The sequence below is a fragment of the Pyxidicoccus trucidator genome (genome assembly GCF_010894435.1).
Taxonomy (GTDB): Bacteria; Myxococcota; Myxococcia; order Myxococcales; family Myxococcaceae; genus Myxococcus; species Myxococcus trucidator.
Genome location: NZ_JAAIXZ010000001.1, coordinates 1208652 through 1222729, shown reverse-complemented (window position 1 = coordinate 1222729; position 14078 = coordinate 1208652). Strand labels below are relative to the sequence as shown.

Sequence of the window (14078 nt, the reverse complement as noted above, 5' to 3'; positions counted from 1 at the left end):
GCGGGTCCGCATGTGGGCGCCGGGGGGCATCGACATGACGACGCTGGACGACCTCACGACGTGCGCGGGCCTCGCGTTGGCTCCGCCGTCTTCAACCGGTGCCTGTCTCATCCTCATCAGCACCACGACACCGGCGGCCATCGGCAAGGCCTACCGCCTGGAGCCAGGGGAGCACGTCATCGGCCGGGGCTCCGAGGCCACGGTGCGCATCGACGACCACGGCGTGTCGCGAAAGCACGCACGCATCATCCGCACCGACGACGGCGGCTGTCATGTGACGGACCTCGAGTCCACCAACGGCACGCTGCTCAACGGCGTGCCCGTCACCACCGCGGAGCTGCAGGAGGGTGACAGGCTGCAGATTGGCACCGTCACCGTGTTCCGCTTCTCCAAGCGCGAGGTGCTGGAGCAGCGCGAGGAGCAGCTGCGCCAGGCGCTGTCCGCCGCGCGCGTGGGCATCTGGGACTGGAATGCGCTGAGCGGCCTGGTGACGTGGAGCGAGCAGGTGGACCGGCTGCTGGGGCTGGCGGTGGGCAAGCTGTCCGGCCGGGCCATGGACCTGGACGAGGTGGTGCACCCGGCGGACCTGCCCCGCGTGCGCGAGGTGCTGCGCGCCGCGCTGGAGAAGAAGACGCAGGTGGACGTGGAGTACCGCATCGAGCCGCAGGGCAGCGGCTGGCGCTGGATTTCGTGCAAGGGCGACGTGCTGTGCGACGCGTCCGGCACGCCGGCGCGGGTGACGGGCACGGTGATGGACATCACCGCGCGCAAGCAGGCCGAGCAGGAGCTGCAGCGTCAGTCGCTCATCTTCGAGAGCATCTACGACGGCGTGGTGATTACCGACCTGGGCGGCGGCATCATCGACTGGAACACCAGCGCCGAGCGCATGTTCGGCCGCAACAAGGCGGAGGCGCTGGGACAGACGCTGTTCAGCGTGCTGCGCCCGGAGGAGCCCGACAGGACGACGGCCCAGGTGCTCACCGCGCTGGAGAAGCAGGGGCGCTGGTCCGGGGAGCTGGAGTTCCGCCGCAAGGACGGCACCATGTGCTGGTGCGAGTCCGTGGTGGTGCCGCTGCGCGACAGCGAGGGGCGCGCCATCGCCAACATCATGGTTCAGCGCGACACCACGGAGCGCAAGCAGCTGCAGGCGCACCTGGTGGTGGCGGACCGGCTGGCGTCGGTGGGCACGCTGGGCGCGGGCGTGGCGCACGAAATCAACAACCCGCTGGCCTACATGCTCGTCAACCTGCACCTCATCCGCGAGGGGCTGGAGCGGCTGGAGAGCCAGGCGCCCGCGGCCCCCGTGGCGTCGCTCCAGCAGCTGGTGCGCGAGACGACGGAGGGCGCCGAGCGCATCGCCACCATCGTGCGGGACTTGAAGGTCTTCGCGCGCGGCGAGCAGGAGACGCGGCTGATGCCGGTGGACGTACGCCGGGCGGTGGAGCTGGCGTGCAAGATGGCGGACAACGTCATCCGCCACCGCGCGCGGCTGGTGACGGAGTTCGAGCCGGTGGCCCCGGTGGAGGCGAGCGAGTCCCGGCTGTGCCAGGTGTTCCTCAACCTGCTGCTCAACGCGGCGCAGGCGATTCCCGAGGACGGCCCGCAGGCCAGCGAGCACGAAATCCGCGTGGTCATCCGCGCGGGCGAGCGGGGCCGCGTCGTCGTGGAGGTGCGCGACACCGGCATGGGGATGACGCCGGAGGTGCTGGACCGCATCTTCGACCCGTTCTTCACCACCAAGCCGGTGGGGGTGGGCACGGGGCTGGGGCTGTCCATCTGCCACGGCATCATCGAGTCGATGGGAGGCTCCATCCAGGCGGAGAGCGAGCCCAACCGGGGCAGCACGTTCCGCGTGGTGCTGCGCGCCGCCACGCGCGAGCTGGAGGTGCTGCCGCGCCTGGCAACCGTCGCGCAGTCCAACGCGCGGGCGCGCGTGCTGGTGGTGGACGACGAGCCGAACGTGACGCTGGCCCTGCAGCGCTCGCTGGCGGCGGACCACGAGGTGGAGACGGCGAACAGCGCCCAGGCCGCGCTGCGGCGGGTGAGCGAGGGCGTGCGCTTCGACCTCATCCTGTGTGATGTGATGATGCCCGGGATGACGGGCATGGACCTGTACAACGAGCTGGGCCGCTGCGCCCCGGAGCAGGCTGGACGCATGGTGTTCATGACGGGTGGTGCCTTCACGCCGCGCACGGTGTCCTTCCTGCGCGACGTCCCCAACCTCAAGATTTCCAAGCCGCTGGACCTCACCCAGCTGCGTGAGCTGGTGGGCCGCTCCGCCGAGGCGGGGCGATGAGCCCTCCCGCGAGCCCCCCGGCCTCCGGCCTCCCGACTCCCGAGCGCGCGCTTCCCGAAGGCCAGCCGCGGCTGGCTCCGGTGGCCCTGGCCCCCGAGGCCCCCCGCGAGCTGACGGCGCGCGCGCTGGCGGTGGGCCTGCTCATCGGCGGGCTGCTGGCCGTCACCAATGTGTACATGGGGCTGAAGACGGGCTGGTGGGAGAGCGGTGCCCTCACCTCGGCGGTGCTGGGCTTCAGCACGCTGGCGACGGTGTCGCGCCGCAGGGGCTCGCCGTACACGCCGCTGGAGAACAACATCACCCAGACGGCCGCGTCCTCGGTGGGGGCGATGCCCGCGGCCGCGGGCCTGCTGGGTGCGCTGCCCGCGCTGACGCTGCTGGGCATCTCCGTGCCCGGCTGGGGCGTGGCCGCCTGGAGCGTGGCGCTCGGCGCGCTGGGCGTGCTGGCCGCCTACCTCTTGCGGAAGCGACTGGTGGCGGAGGAGGCCCTGCCATTTCCCACCGGCATCGCCACCGCGGAGCTGATTACCGCCATGCACGCGCAGCCCGAGCAGCAGCGCACCGGGCGCGGGTGGTTGGTGGCGGGGGCCGCGGGCGTGTCCGTGGCCATCACCGCGCTGAGGGACGGCTTCAAGTGGCTGCCGGGGATGACGGCGCTGCCGGGCTCCCTGGGCGGTGTGCCGGTCGCCAGCCTGACGTGGGGCATCGGCTGGAGCCCCATGCTGCTGGCGATTGGAATGATGACGGGCCTGCGCCTGGGGCTGAGCATGCTGGCCGGCGCGGTGGTGGGGTGGGGCGTGCTCGGGGCGTCGCTGGAGGGCGTGGGCGACGTTGGCGCGTGGCTCACCTGGCCGGGCGTGGGGCTGCTGGTGGGCTCGGCCCTGGCGTCGCTGCTGGCGCAGGCGCGCGACTTCACGCGGGCCGCGAGGGATTTGGGGGCGCTGCGCCAGGGTGAGGGCCTGCCTCGCTGGGCCATGGGCGCGGGGCTGGCGGCGTGCGTGCTGGCGGTGGTGCTGGGCGCCACCCTCTTCGGGCTGAGCGTGCCGTACATGCTGCTGGCGCTGGTGCTGGTGCTGCCGCTGTGCGCGGTGTGCGCGCGGGGCGCGGGGCAGGCGGACGTGTCTCCCGTGTCCCAGACGGGGCAGATTACGCAGGTCATCTTCGGTGCGCTGCTGCCCGGGGCCATGGGCCCCAACGTGGCGGCGGGCGCGGTGGTGTCCGGCGCGGCGGCGCAGACGGGCGTCAGCATGTGGTCGCTCAAGGCGGGGCACCTGCTGGGCGCCACGCCGCGCCGGCAGCTCACCGCGCAGCTGATTGGCGTGCTGGCGGGCGCGGTGGTGGGCGTGCCGGCCTACCTGCTGCTGTCGAAGGCGTATGGCGTGGGCTCGGAGGCGCTGCCCGCGCCCTTCGCGCACCAGTTCCGCGCGGTGGCGGAGCTGGCCGTCCGCGGCTTCGAGGGACTGCCGCCCCACGCGGCGCTGGCCGCGAGCGTGGCCGCCGGGGTGGGCGCGCTGCTGACGCTGGCGGCGCGGGGCCCGGCCGCGAAGTGGCTGCCGCTGCCGGTGGCCATGGGCATCGGCTTCATCCTCCCGGCCTTCTTCTCGGTGAGCATCTGCCTGGGCGCCGTGGGCGTGGCGCTGGCGCGCCGCCGCTGGCCCCAGGCGGTGGACGCGAATGTCTCCACCCTGGGCGCGGGCGCCATCGCCGGCGAGTCACTGACAGGAGTCCTCATCGCCGCGCTGATGGCGCTGGGGCTCATGCAGCAGGGGTGACGTCTCTTACGCGCTCCAGCGAGCGGCGGATGCGGCCCTCCATGAGGTTGGGCACATGGAGGGCGCGCTCCAGCGCCTCGTGAAGCACGCGGGCGGCCTCCTCGGGGTCGCCCCGGCGCAGCGCCGCCAGCCCCATCATCTCCAGCACCTCCAGGGGCTCCTGCTCCACGGACACCTGGGAGGAGCGCTCCCTCAGCGCGTGCCAGGCCTCGGCCGAGGCGTCGCGCGTGGCCAGCTCCACCATGGCGAAGAGCACTTCCTCCGAGGGGCTCAGGTCCACGCCGTGCCGCCCGTCCGCCAGCACCTGCCGCACCTGCGCCAGCAGCTCCCGCCCGCGCTGGTGCCGGCCCGTCCAGGCCATGGCGCGCGCCTGCAGCAGCAGCGCCCACGGGCGGGGTGCCACCTCCGGGTGCCGGCGCTCCAGCGCAATGGCGCGGGCGATGTGCGGGGTGGCCGCCTCCACGTCTCCCGCCTGGTAGTGCAGCTCGCCCAGGTTGTGCTCGGCGAAGTACTCCCAGCCCACCATGCCCAGCTCGCGGCCCAGGTGCATGAAGCGCTCCTGGTCCCTCAGTGCGTTGGCCAGGTCCTTGCGTGCCACCCAGAGGTTGCGGCGGTTGTTGATGGCGCTGCCCAGGTGGAAGCGGTCTCCACGCTCGGTGCAGGCCTCGATGACCTCCGCGAGCACGCGGTCCGTCTCGTTGATGTCGCCCAGGTTGGGGAGGATGACGGCGAGCAGCAGCTGCGCCACCACCTGCGTCTCGTAGCCCGCGTCGCCCAGGCGGCGGGCGCGCTCGGCGGCGGCCTCCAGGGGCATGCGCGCCTCCTGCCACTCGCCCTTGCGGAACTGGGCGCGGCCCAGCGCGAGCAGCAGCCGGGCCTGCACGTACGGTGACTCCACGCGGGACGCCAGGCCCTGGGCGTCCAGCGCGCGGGCCTCGCTGAGCGCGTAGTCGTTCACCCAGTCCAGCGCCATGGCCTCGTCCAGCAGCAGCTCCACCTCGGTGCGCGTGTCCTCCAGGCGGCGGGCCCGCTCGCGCGCGGCGGCGAAGTCCGCCAGCGAGTCGTCATACCGGCCGATGCGGATGCGCATCAGGCCCCGGCCGCGCAGCGCGGTGAGGCAGCGCAGCTCGTCCGACGTCTCCAGCAGCTCCAGCGCGCGGGTGTACATGGCCTCCGCGTCGAGGAAGGCATGGCGGCCTCGCGCGGACTCGGCCAGGTCGATGGAGAGCGCGGCGGCCTCGTCGCGCAGGCCGGCGGCGGCGGCGTGCAGCGCGAGCCGGGCCAGGCGCTGGCGCTCGCTGGAGCCCGCGGCGCCCAGGTAGTAGCGGTACGCGGCGTGGTGGATGCGCAGGCGCTCGGCGGCGGGCAGGGTGGCGGCCACGGCCTCACGGAGCAACTCGTTGCGGAAGCTCAGCCCCTCCTGGCGGTGCGCCACCAGCAGGCCCGAGTCCAGCAGCCGCCGGGTGGCGTGGCCCGCATCCAGGGGGAAGCCTCCGGCGGCGCCGTCGCGCTCCAGCTCCCGCACCACGCCCTCGGCGGTGGCGGCGGTGAAGTCCGTGCCCAGCAGCGCGCACAGCCGCGCGTGCGCCGCCAGCGACGGGGGCAGCGCGCCCAGCTCGCGGTCCGCCAGCCACTCCACGAGGCGCAGGTCCGGCACCTTCTCCAGGCCGTCGGTGACGAGGTACCAGCTTCCGCCCGGCGCGCGCTGGCGCACCAGCCCCTGGCGCTTGAGGCCGCGCACCAGCTCCACCACGTAGAGGGGCACGTGCTGGGCGCGCTCGACAATCCGCTCCACCGCCTGCGCGGGGACGTTCTCCACCGGCTTGAGCAGCATGCGGCACAGCTGCTGGGCCTGGCTGGCGGGCAGCGGGGGCAGTGACAGTCGGGCCTGCCGGGCCGCGCGGGTGCCCCACGTGGGGCGGCTGCGCTCGAAGCCCGGGCGCGCCAGCACGCACACCCACAGCGGGACGCTGGCCTCGGCGAGGCAGGCGTACTCCAGCGCGTCCAGCGCCGTCTCCTCGGCGAAGTGCGCGTCGTCGATGATGAGGCACAGCGGGCGCTCGCGGGCGTTGGCGGCCAGCAGCTCCCCGGCGGCGCGCATGGCCAGCGAGCGCAGCGCGCCGGGGGCCGCGGCCCAGCTCTGCAGCTCCGGCCCGCCAGGCGCGTACCAGCCCAGCGTGGCGGCCACGCCCGGCCACAGCTCCGAGCCCAGCGTGGGGCCCAGCCGGTGGTGGATGGCGGCGCGGCCCTGCTCCTCCGTGTCCGTGTCGTCGTGCTCGAAGGCGTTGAGGGCGCAGCGCAGCAGCGTGCGCAGGGTGCCGTCCGGGTCGCCCTGCACCGGCTCGCGCGAGCGCGTGGCGTACACCCGCGTGTGCGGCAGCAGCGCCTGGAGTCGGCGGCCCAGCGTGGCGGCGAGGTGGCTCTTGCCGTGGCCGCGCTCGCTCAGCACCGTGACGAGGGTGGGGGCCGCCTCGCCCACCGCCGAGCGTGCGCTCTCCATCAGCGAGGCCAGCTCCGCCTCGCGGCCCACCAGCACCTCGCTGCCGAGCTGGAGGACGGTGATGTCCGGACGGGGCGCGGCGCCCGGAGGCGCGGGACGCAGGAGGCCGCGCAGGCCCGGCACCTCCATGCAGGGCACCTCCGGCACGGCCTCCGCGGCGGCGGGGGACAGCAGGAGCCCGTGCGCGTCCGGCCCGGTGGGGTAGTGGTCGTCGCGCGAGAAGATGGCGCCCAGGTAGCGCGGCGAGCCGGTGGGGCGGCGCTGCACGGTGACGGCGGACACGTCCACCAGCGCGCCGGGGGCGAGTCCGCGCTCGGCCAGTCCCTCCGCGGCGCGCATGGCGCGGCGCACGGGGTTCTCCCCCACGTCCGGGTCGAACACGGCGGCGATGCGCGGCCCGTCGGTGAAGGCCATGTGGCCGCCGTAGGAGCCCAGGGCCTTCTGCAGCGACACGGGGTTGGCGCGCGAGGTGAGGAAGAGGACGGCGACGGAGCGGCGCACCTGGGCGGGGCGCGGCTCGCCGGGGGACACCGGGCGCTGCGCGGACGTCTCCGAGGGACGCTGGGCGTGCTCGAAGGCCGCGCGCAGCAGGGTGGCCAGCGCGGCGGCGTCCTCCGGGCGGCGGGCGCGCTCCTTGGCGAGGCAGCGCAGCACCACCTCTTCCACCGCGGGCGACACCTGCGCGAAGTCCGAGGGAGGCGGAGGCCGCAGCGACAGGTGGGCCTGGAGCACGTCCGGCGTGGCGCCGAAGAAGGGCGGCCGGCCGGTGAGCAGCTCGTAGAGGAGCACGCCCAGCGCGTACACGTCGGTGCGCGCGTCCACGTCCAGGTTGCCTGCGCACTGCTCGGGCGCCATGTACTCCGCGGTGCCGGCGAAGCTGGAGGAGTCGCTGGGCGTGGCGCCCACGGGCAGCACCACGCTCTCCGTGGAGGTGCCGCGGACGAGGCCGAAGTCGAAGACGCGCATGCGGCCGGCCACCTCGTCCAGGAAGAGGTGCTCCGGCTTCAAGTCACAGTGGGCGAGCCCGCGCGCGTGGACCTCGGCCACCGTGTCCACCGCCGCCAGGGCGCGCGTGGCCAGCTCGACGGCGGGCAGCGGCCCCGCGGCGCGCGCGAGGCGGTCCGCCAGCGTGGGCAGCGGCACGTACTCCATCGCGAGGAAGCGCGCGCCGCTCGCCAGCGTGCCGGCTTCGTAGAGGGCGGGCACGGTGGGCGGGCCCAGGACACGGAGGGCCTCCGACTCGCGGGCGAGCTGCGCGCGGCCCAGCACGTTGCCGCTGCGCGCCACTTTGATGGCCACCCGCTTGCCATCCGACGCGCGCCACGCGCCCAGCAGCACGCCAAAGCCCCCGTGCGCCACCACCCGCTCCACCTGGTAGCCCGGAACGGCGGGCAGGGTGGAGGGCTCGGCGGACGACTCGGGGCCTCCCCCGGGAGGGGGCGGGCTCGGCGGACACGGCGCGTGGGAGCCTTCCCAGCGCCGCCCGCATGTCTGGCAGCGGGGCACGGGCGGCACTCTACGTCAGGTGTCCCCCCGTTTCAGAATCGGGCGGACGGACGCGCCATGACCCGCTGGGTCGTCCGCCACCGCTGCGGGTCCCGGGCTTGGAGCCCTTTCTGCTTGTCCAAGGTTTGAGCGGACGTCCTTGAACGCGAGTCGCGGGCGACGACTCAGGGGCAGTAGGGGCAGGCAGGGAGGCCCGGGTTGTCCGAGCGGAGCTGCGCGTACACCCGGCAGTTGTCGTTGCGCTCCTGCGTGCGGCCCTGGCAGCCGTAGTTCCAGGCGGCCTGGCAGAAGGGGGCGGACTGCGGGTCCGCCGTCGGTCCGGAGTACGCGCCGCTGCAGGCGCCTCCCGACGGAGCGCTGCACTCGGAGGCGTCATCCGCCAGCTCCGAGTAGGAGCACGAGCTCTCGTCCCCGTAGGCGGAGCAGGTGTTGTCGGAGGGGCACCACTTGCAGGCGCTGGAGATGTATTCGCTCGCGCAGCCCCCGCAGGTGGAGATGCTGGAACAGACGTCCTCCTCGGTGCAGGAGGACAGGCCGGCGGACAGCACGAGGAGCGCGAGCAGCGGGGCGAGGCGGGGGGACATGGGGACTCCAACTCACGGGTGAGCCCGGGATTTTCGTTCGCACCTGTCCCCCAGATCAACGATTCACATGAGGCCTGAGCGGGTGTCGCGAGACCTCATCGCTCGGGCACTTCGACCGCGCGCAGCAGGGTGGTGTCCGAGTTGGGAGCGCGCACGCGCAGCAGCAGCGCCTCACCGGGCTTCGCGGCGTTGAGGGCGCGCGACACGTCCTCGGGGTCGGCAGCGCAACGGGTACTTCAGATGGAAGGATGCGGCTGGAAACGACCTGGGCATTGATGGGAGGCTCCTGGACCGGAATCACGAGCAGTTCCGGGAAATGACACACATCATCTACGAGGGCCCCTAGAATGAGTGGCAAGAGCATTGAGATAGATGATGAGCAACTGGGTCACCTCATGGAGTGCCTGCTCATCCAATACAAGCTCCATCCCGAGTCCAGCACGTTTGTCATCGTCTCGGACTATTGGGAGAAGCCGGCGGAGGACTGCCGCAGCTTCATCTATATCCAGTTCTCCGGGGTCGAGGAGTTTGCACGAGAGCGCGGTCTCAACCGCGCCGCTCAGGCGTTCGTGGAGGAGTATCGAACGCGGGATGTCGTAGGGGCCACGGTGTTTCAAGCCGTGAAGGCCTTCCCGGAGGGCGAGGGAGGCACTCGGGTGGAATTTTGGTTCGGACCGGCGTTCGGCGGAGTTTCCTTCAAGTGCCGTGAGTACTCCGCATGGATTCGAGTCGCCCGAGCCAGACAGAAGGGCACCGATTGGGAGTACCGTGATGTGACGACGGGGGACGTGGTGGACTTCTACAACCCTTTCGGAGAGAGACACTGAAGGGGCGCGGAAAAATCAGTTGCTCTCGCCTCGTCCCTTCAGTTGCTGGCGGACCGTCGAGCGTGGCCGGAAATCCTGACCGGTCCGCTCCACCGGCAGCTCGGTAACACCACCTCCCAATCGGCATGGATTGTTCTTTCTCCAGGCGGGCAGGTTGTAGGCACACGAATGCCGCCCGCTGGTGTTCTTCAGCGGGCGGCATGGAGTGGCTGCTCGGAACGTACCTGTCGGAGCCCTGGTCTCCCTCGAGAGCCTCGAGGAGCCGAGACACCCATATGTGCCCAGGCGCCTCGTCTCCCAGGCCTCCATGGATTCGGGCCTGGGAGATTATCTGGGAGGGTTCAGCGCTCGGGCACTTCCACCGCGCGCAGCAGGGTGGTGTCCGAGTTGGGAGCGCGCACGCGCAGCAGCAGCGCGTCACCGGGCTTCGCGGCGTTGAGGGCGCGCGACACGTCCTCGGGGCTGGAGATTTTCTGGTTGCCCATCTGGACGAGCACCATGCCGGGCACCAGGCCCGCGCGCTCGGCGGGGCTGCCGGGCTCCACGCCCATCACCTGCACGCCGTCCTGCGTGGCCGACAGCTGCACGCCGATGCGCCGCGACGAGGTGGCGGGAGCGTTGCGCGGGGCCACCTCCTCCTCGCCCTCCATGGCGGGACGCGTGCCCAGCGTCACGTCCAGCGCCTGCGGCTTGCCGCCGCGCAGCACCTCCACCTTCACCTTGCTGTCCGGCTTGAGCAGCGCCACGGTGCGGGTGAGGGTGCCGGCCGAGTCCACCGCCTTGCCCTCCACGGAGGTGATGATGTCCTCCTCGCGCAGGCCCCCACGGGCCGCTGGCCCGTTGGGGCTGAGGCCCGCCACCACCGCGCCCTTCGCCGCCTGCACGCCCAGGGCGCGCGCGATTTCCGGCGTCAGGTCCTGCACCGACAGACCCAGCCAGCCGCGCCGCACCACGCCCGTCTCCTGGAGCTGCGACAGGAGGTTGCGGATGAGGTTGCTGGGCACCGCGAAGCCGATGCCGGTGGCGCCGCCGATGATGGCCGTGTTCATGCCCACCACCTCGCCCTTCATGTTGAAGAGCGGGCCGCCGGAGTTGCCGGGGTTGATGGCGGCGTCCGTCTGGAGGAACTCGTCATAGGGCCCCGCGTGGATGTCGCGGGCCCGCGCGGAGAGGATGCCGGCGCTCACGCTGGACGCGAGGCCGAACGGGTTGCCGATGGCCATCACCGCGTCACCCACGCGCAGCGCGTCCGAGTCACCCAGCGGCACGGAGGGCAGGTTGCCCGGCGCGCCCTTCATCTTGAGCAGGGCCACGTCGGTGAGCGGGTCTCTTCCCAGCACCTCCGCGTCGAAGGCGCGGCCGTCGTCCAGCTTCACGCGCACCACGTCCGCGTCCTGCACCACGTGGTTGTTGGTGAGCACGGTGCCGGCCGGGTCGACGATGAAGCCGGAGCCCGCGCCCTGGCGCGCGGGCGACTGTCCCTCGAAGCCCCCCATGCCGGGCGGCATGCCGAAGCGCTCCGCGATGCCCGGCGGCAGGCCTCGCATGCCGGACACACGCCGGGGCCGCGCCGTCACCTCCACGTTGACCACCGCGCCCTTCACCGAGTCCACCAGTGGCGCCAGCGAGGTGAGCGTGCCCGGTGCGCCGGACGCCGCGGGGCTGTAGAGCGCCTGCTGCACGGGCACGGTGGGCGCCACGGGTGCGGCGGCCTTCTCGACAGGCGCCGGTGCGGAGAGCGCGGGAGGCGGGGTGGCGGACTGGGAGCTCAGGGCCTGTCCTCCGCAGGCGCCAAGCGTGGCGGCGGGAAGGAGGGCGAGGGCGCTGAGGAAGCGGCGGGAAGGGAGCGAGCAGGTCATGGTCGTTCTCCTTGGAGCTGCCGGAGGTGCTCCGGCGGGATAGGGGTGAAAGGGTCGGTTCAGGCGCGGGGCGACGCACGGCGCGTCCCACCTTGGAGGGGTGTGGCGTGATGTCCTTCCGTGGGCGTCCCCCGACTCCCACGGTGGTCAATCAGTGCCTGGGGCCCATCGTGCGAGGCCCCGTGCCCGAACCGATGCCGGGTGACATTGCAGGCCGTGGGCCAACGCCCTTCACGGGGCGTCTCCCCTGGGGACAGGGGCTTTCCGTGTCGGGTTGCCCCAATTGGGGCGGGGCAAAGTGCCCCAGCCGGGGCATTTCTCCGCGGGGCAGGGCGCCCCAGGCGGGACGCGGGAGTCGGAGCCTCGAGGCGGAAGTCCGCCAGGCGCCGTCGCTCACTATAAGGAGGGGGCGCGTGGCGCCGCGCGCATGACATGCCCGGCAGGCAGGGAAGCACCTCGTGCGCCTGGGGCGTGCGTGGCACGGAGGATGCTCTCTGCCGGCGCGCCTGTCCGCGCCCCGGCTCCCCATGTGGGAGGAACGCGGGTGACGGGCGAGCCCACCACACCAAGACACGGGAGCCGACAATGATGGGGCCGGATGAGAGCGCGGGAGCACAGGCGGATGCGCGGCAGTGGCCGCACTCGGCCCGGGATGGCGTCACCCGCCGGAGCGCGCCGCGCGTGCTGGTGGCGGAGGACCAGGAGGAGATGCGCACGCTGCTGCGGCGAGCACTCAAGCGCCGGGGCTATGACGTGGTGGAGGCGCCCGACGGGCCCCAATTGGTGCGCGCCATCGTCGACGGCCTGCGCGCGTCCGAGACACAGGTGCCGGACCTCATCGTCACCGACGTGCGCATGCCTGGCTTCTCCGGCCTGGAGGTGCTTGCCCGGCTGCGGCGCGATGGATGGAACACGCCCTTCATCCTCATCACCGCCTTCGGCGATGCGCAGCTCCACGAGGAGGCGGCGCGGCTGGGCGCCGCGCGCGTGCTCAACAAGCCGTTCGCCATGGAGGAACTCTGCGACGCGGTGGAGTCCCTCGTCCCGCCGCTGCGCTGATGAGTCCCTTCGAGCCGCGACGCCGTCCACCGCGTCCTTCGCGAGGAGCAGCGCCCACGGGTTGGCATGCCCGAGCAGCGGCAGGGACACAGGCAGGCCCCACCGCCCGTCTGCCGGATGGCGTTGGAGCCCAACTACCTCGCGAGTAGTCTCCGCGTGCGCGGTGCGGACCGCCTCACGGGGTGCTTCATGGAGCCTGACGTCGTCAATCCGGCAAGCCTGCTCCCTGGGGCGAGAATCGGCCCGTGGCTGCTGCTGGAGCAGCGCGGCCGGGGTTCCTATGGCGTCGTCTACCGCGCCGTGTCCGCTGAGCAGCAAGGTGCGGACCCCGTGGCCCTCAAGCTGGCCCTGTACCCCGCGGATGCACGCTTCGCGCGCGAGGCCGAGCTGCTCTCGCGCATCCGCCACCCCGCCGTCCCCCGCATGCTGGACAGTGGCAACTGGCAGCCTCGGGAGGGCCTCTCCTTCGCGTGGCTCGTCATGGACTGGGTGGAGGGCACGCCGCTCTACGAGTGGGCCCAGGCCCGGCGCCCGTCGTCACGGCAGGTGCTCCAACTGCTGGCCCGGCTGGCCCGAGCCCTGGAAGCCACCCATGCGGCCGGCGGGCTCCATCGGGATGTGAAGGGGGACAACGTCCGCGTCCGTGGCGCGGACGGTGAGCCGTTCCTCCTGGACTTCGGCTCCGGACACTACGTGGGGGCCTCTACACTCACCTGGCAGACCTTTCCTCCCGGCACCTCGGCCTACCGCCCGCCCGAGGCGTGGCGCTTTCTCCTCCGCACCCGAAGGCCTCCCGTCGCCTATGCCCCGGAGCCCGCCGATGACGTCTTTGCCCTGGGCGTCACGGCCTATCGCCTCATCATCGCGAAGTACCCGCCGTCGGCCCACCCGAAGGATGGCGATGCCTGGCTGTGGCGCCCCAAGGCGCTGGCGCACTGGACGGCGCGAATCATCAACCCCCGCTGCACTCCGGAGCTGAGCGCGCTGGTGGCCCGGATGCTCTCGCCCCACCCCGAGGCGCGAGGCAGCGCGCGGGAGGTGGCCGAAGCCCTGGAGCAGGCGGCGCGCAACGCGGGACGTGAGGCGGACGTGCCGCTCTTCACCGGAGACGAGCCGCGGCCGGCGGGCCTCTTCCCCCTCCCCCAGCGCGTCACGGTGCGGCCTCCACCGCGCCCGCGGAGGTGGCCCTGGCTCGCGGCTGCTGGCCTCGGAGGCGCGCTGGCGCTGAGCGTTGGAGAGCTGCCGAGCGTGAGTCGCTTCGACGCGACCGAAACCTCTCACCTCGCGACGCAGGAGGAGTCAAAGGATGCCGGCACCGTGGCCGTCGGGGACTCGGTACTGACGGCATCGGTGGCTCCCGAGGAAACCCGCTCCGTATGGGCAGCCATCGCGGTCGACGTGCCCCCGAAGCCCTTCCCAGGACAGCGGCGCCCGGACGGCAACGGCCGCTGTCCCGGCAAGTTGCAGGTCGCCGTCAATGGTGGTTGTTGGGTGAAGCTGTCCATTGACATCAAGGACTGTGATGAGGCGGGCGGCATCGAATACAGGAGTGAGTGCTACCAACCCGTCATGACGCGGCAGCGCCCTTCCACCTCGGGCCCCGCGGCTCCAGAAGACAGTCCATAGCCAGACGCCCGGACAGCGGCGCCCGGCTCGAAAATCCAGGGGCTCGCCG

Annotated in this window: 8 protein-coding genes; 5 read left to right on the top strand and 3 right to left on the bottom strand. The window is 72.6% G+C overall.

Translation table 11 applies throughout. The features are described from left to right. Positions 1-34: 34 nt before the first annotated feature. The gene (locus G4D85_RS05010; RefSeq protein ID WP_164008366.1) at positions 35-2296 is read left to right on the top strand and encodes a serine histidine kinase EspA; all 2262 of its coding nucleotides are present in this window, start codon (positions 35-37) and stop codon (positions 2294-2296) included. Further along, positions 2293-4068, top strand: coding sequence for an OPT/YSL family transporter (locus G4D85_RS05005; protein ID WP_164008364.1), 1776 nt, complete (start codon positions 2293-2295; stop codon positions 4066-4068). Before G4D85_RS05010 ends, G4D85_RS05005 begins: the two co-directional genes overlap by 4 nt. Here the strand turns inward: G4D85_RS05005 and G4D85_RS05000 are convergent. Together G4D85_RS05000 and G4D85_RS04995 are read right to left on the bottom strand one after the other, a co-directional pair. Beyond that, complete coding sequence (locus G4D85_RS05000) at positions 4052-8074, bottom strand: serine/threonine-protein kinase (protein WP_164008361.1); 4023 nt, start codon at positions 8072-8074, stop codon at positions 4052-4054. The genes G4D85_RS05005 and G4D85_RS05000 overlap by 17 nt on opposite strands. Before the next feature lie 164 nt (positions 8075-8238). Further along, entirely contained in the window at positions 8239-8658 is a 420-nt protein-coding gene (locus tag G4D85_RS04995; RefSeq protein ID WP_164008359.1) for a hypothetical protein, read from the bottom strand. Positions 8659-9005: 347 nt separating this feature from the next. Here G4D85_RS04995 and G4D85_RS04990 point away from each other — a divergent pair, with 347 nt between their 5' ends. Continuing rightward, complete coding sequence (locus tag G4D85_RS04990; RefSeq protein ID WP_164008357.1) at positions 9006-9485, top strand: hypothetical protein; 480 nt, start codon at positions 9006-9008, stop codon at positions 9483-9485. A gap of 341 nt (positions 9486-9826) precedes the next feature. On the opposite strand, the gene G4D85_RS04985 is transcribed toward G4D85_RS04990, so the two are convergent. Then, the gene (locus tag G4D85_RS04985) at positions 9827-11344 is read right to left on the bottom strand and encodes a Do family serine endopeptidase (protein ID WP_164008355.1); all 1518 of its coding nucleotides are present in this window, start codon (positions 11342-11344) and stop codon (positions 9827-9829) included. Positions 11345-11932: 588 nt separating this feature from the next. On the opposite strand from G4D85_RS04985, the gene G4D85_RS04980 reads away from it, so the two are divergent. Both G4D85_RS04980 and G4D85_RS04975 read left to right on the top strand, forming a co-directional pair. Next, positions 11933-12403, top strand: coding sequence for a response regulator (locus tag G4D85_RS04980; protein ID WP_164009143.1), 471 nt, complete (start codon positions 11933-11935; stop codon positions 12401-12403). Positions 12404-12592: 189 nt separating this feature from the next. Then, entirely contained in the window at positions 12593-14029 is a 1437-nt protein-coding gene (locus tag G4D85_RS04975; RefSeq protein ID WP_240359071.1) for a serine/threonine protein kinase, read from the top strand. Positions 14030-14078: the final 49 nt, after the last annotated feature.

Bases quoted from the DNA above. Each gene is read 5' to 3' on its own strand.
- G4D85_RS05010 (WP_164008366.1), top strand. From the start codon at position 35: ATGACGACGCTGGACGACCTCACGACGTGCGCGGGCCTCGCGTTGGCT.
- G4D85_RS05005 (WP_164008364.1), top strand. From the start codon at position 2,293: ATGAGCCCTCCCGCGAGCCCCCCGGCCTCCGGCCTCCCGACTCCCGAG.
- G4D85_RS04995 (WP_164008359.1), bottom strand. From the start codon at position 8,658: ATGTCCCCCCGCCTCGCCCCGCTGCTCGCGCTCCTCGTGCTGTCCGCC.
- G4D85_RS04990 (WP_164008357.1), top strand. From the start codon at position 9,006: ATGAGTGGCAAGAGCATTGAGATAGATGATGAGCAACTGGGTCACCTC.
- G4D85_RS04985 (WP_164008355.1), bottom strand. From the start codon at position 11,344: ATGACCTGCTCGCTCCCTTCCCGCCGCTTCCTCAGCGCCCTCGCCCTC.
- G4D85_RS04980 (WP_164009143.1), top strand. From the start codon at position 11,933: ATGGGGCCGGATGAGAGCGCGGGAGCACAGGCGGATGCGCGGCAGTGG.
- G4D85_RS04975 (WP_240359071.1), top strand. From the start codon at position 12,593: ATGGAGCCTGACGTCGTCAATCCGGCAAGCCTGCTCCCTGGGGCGAGA.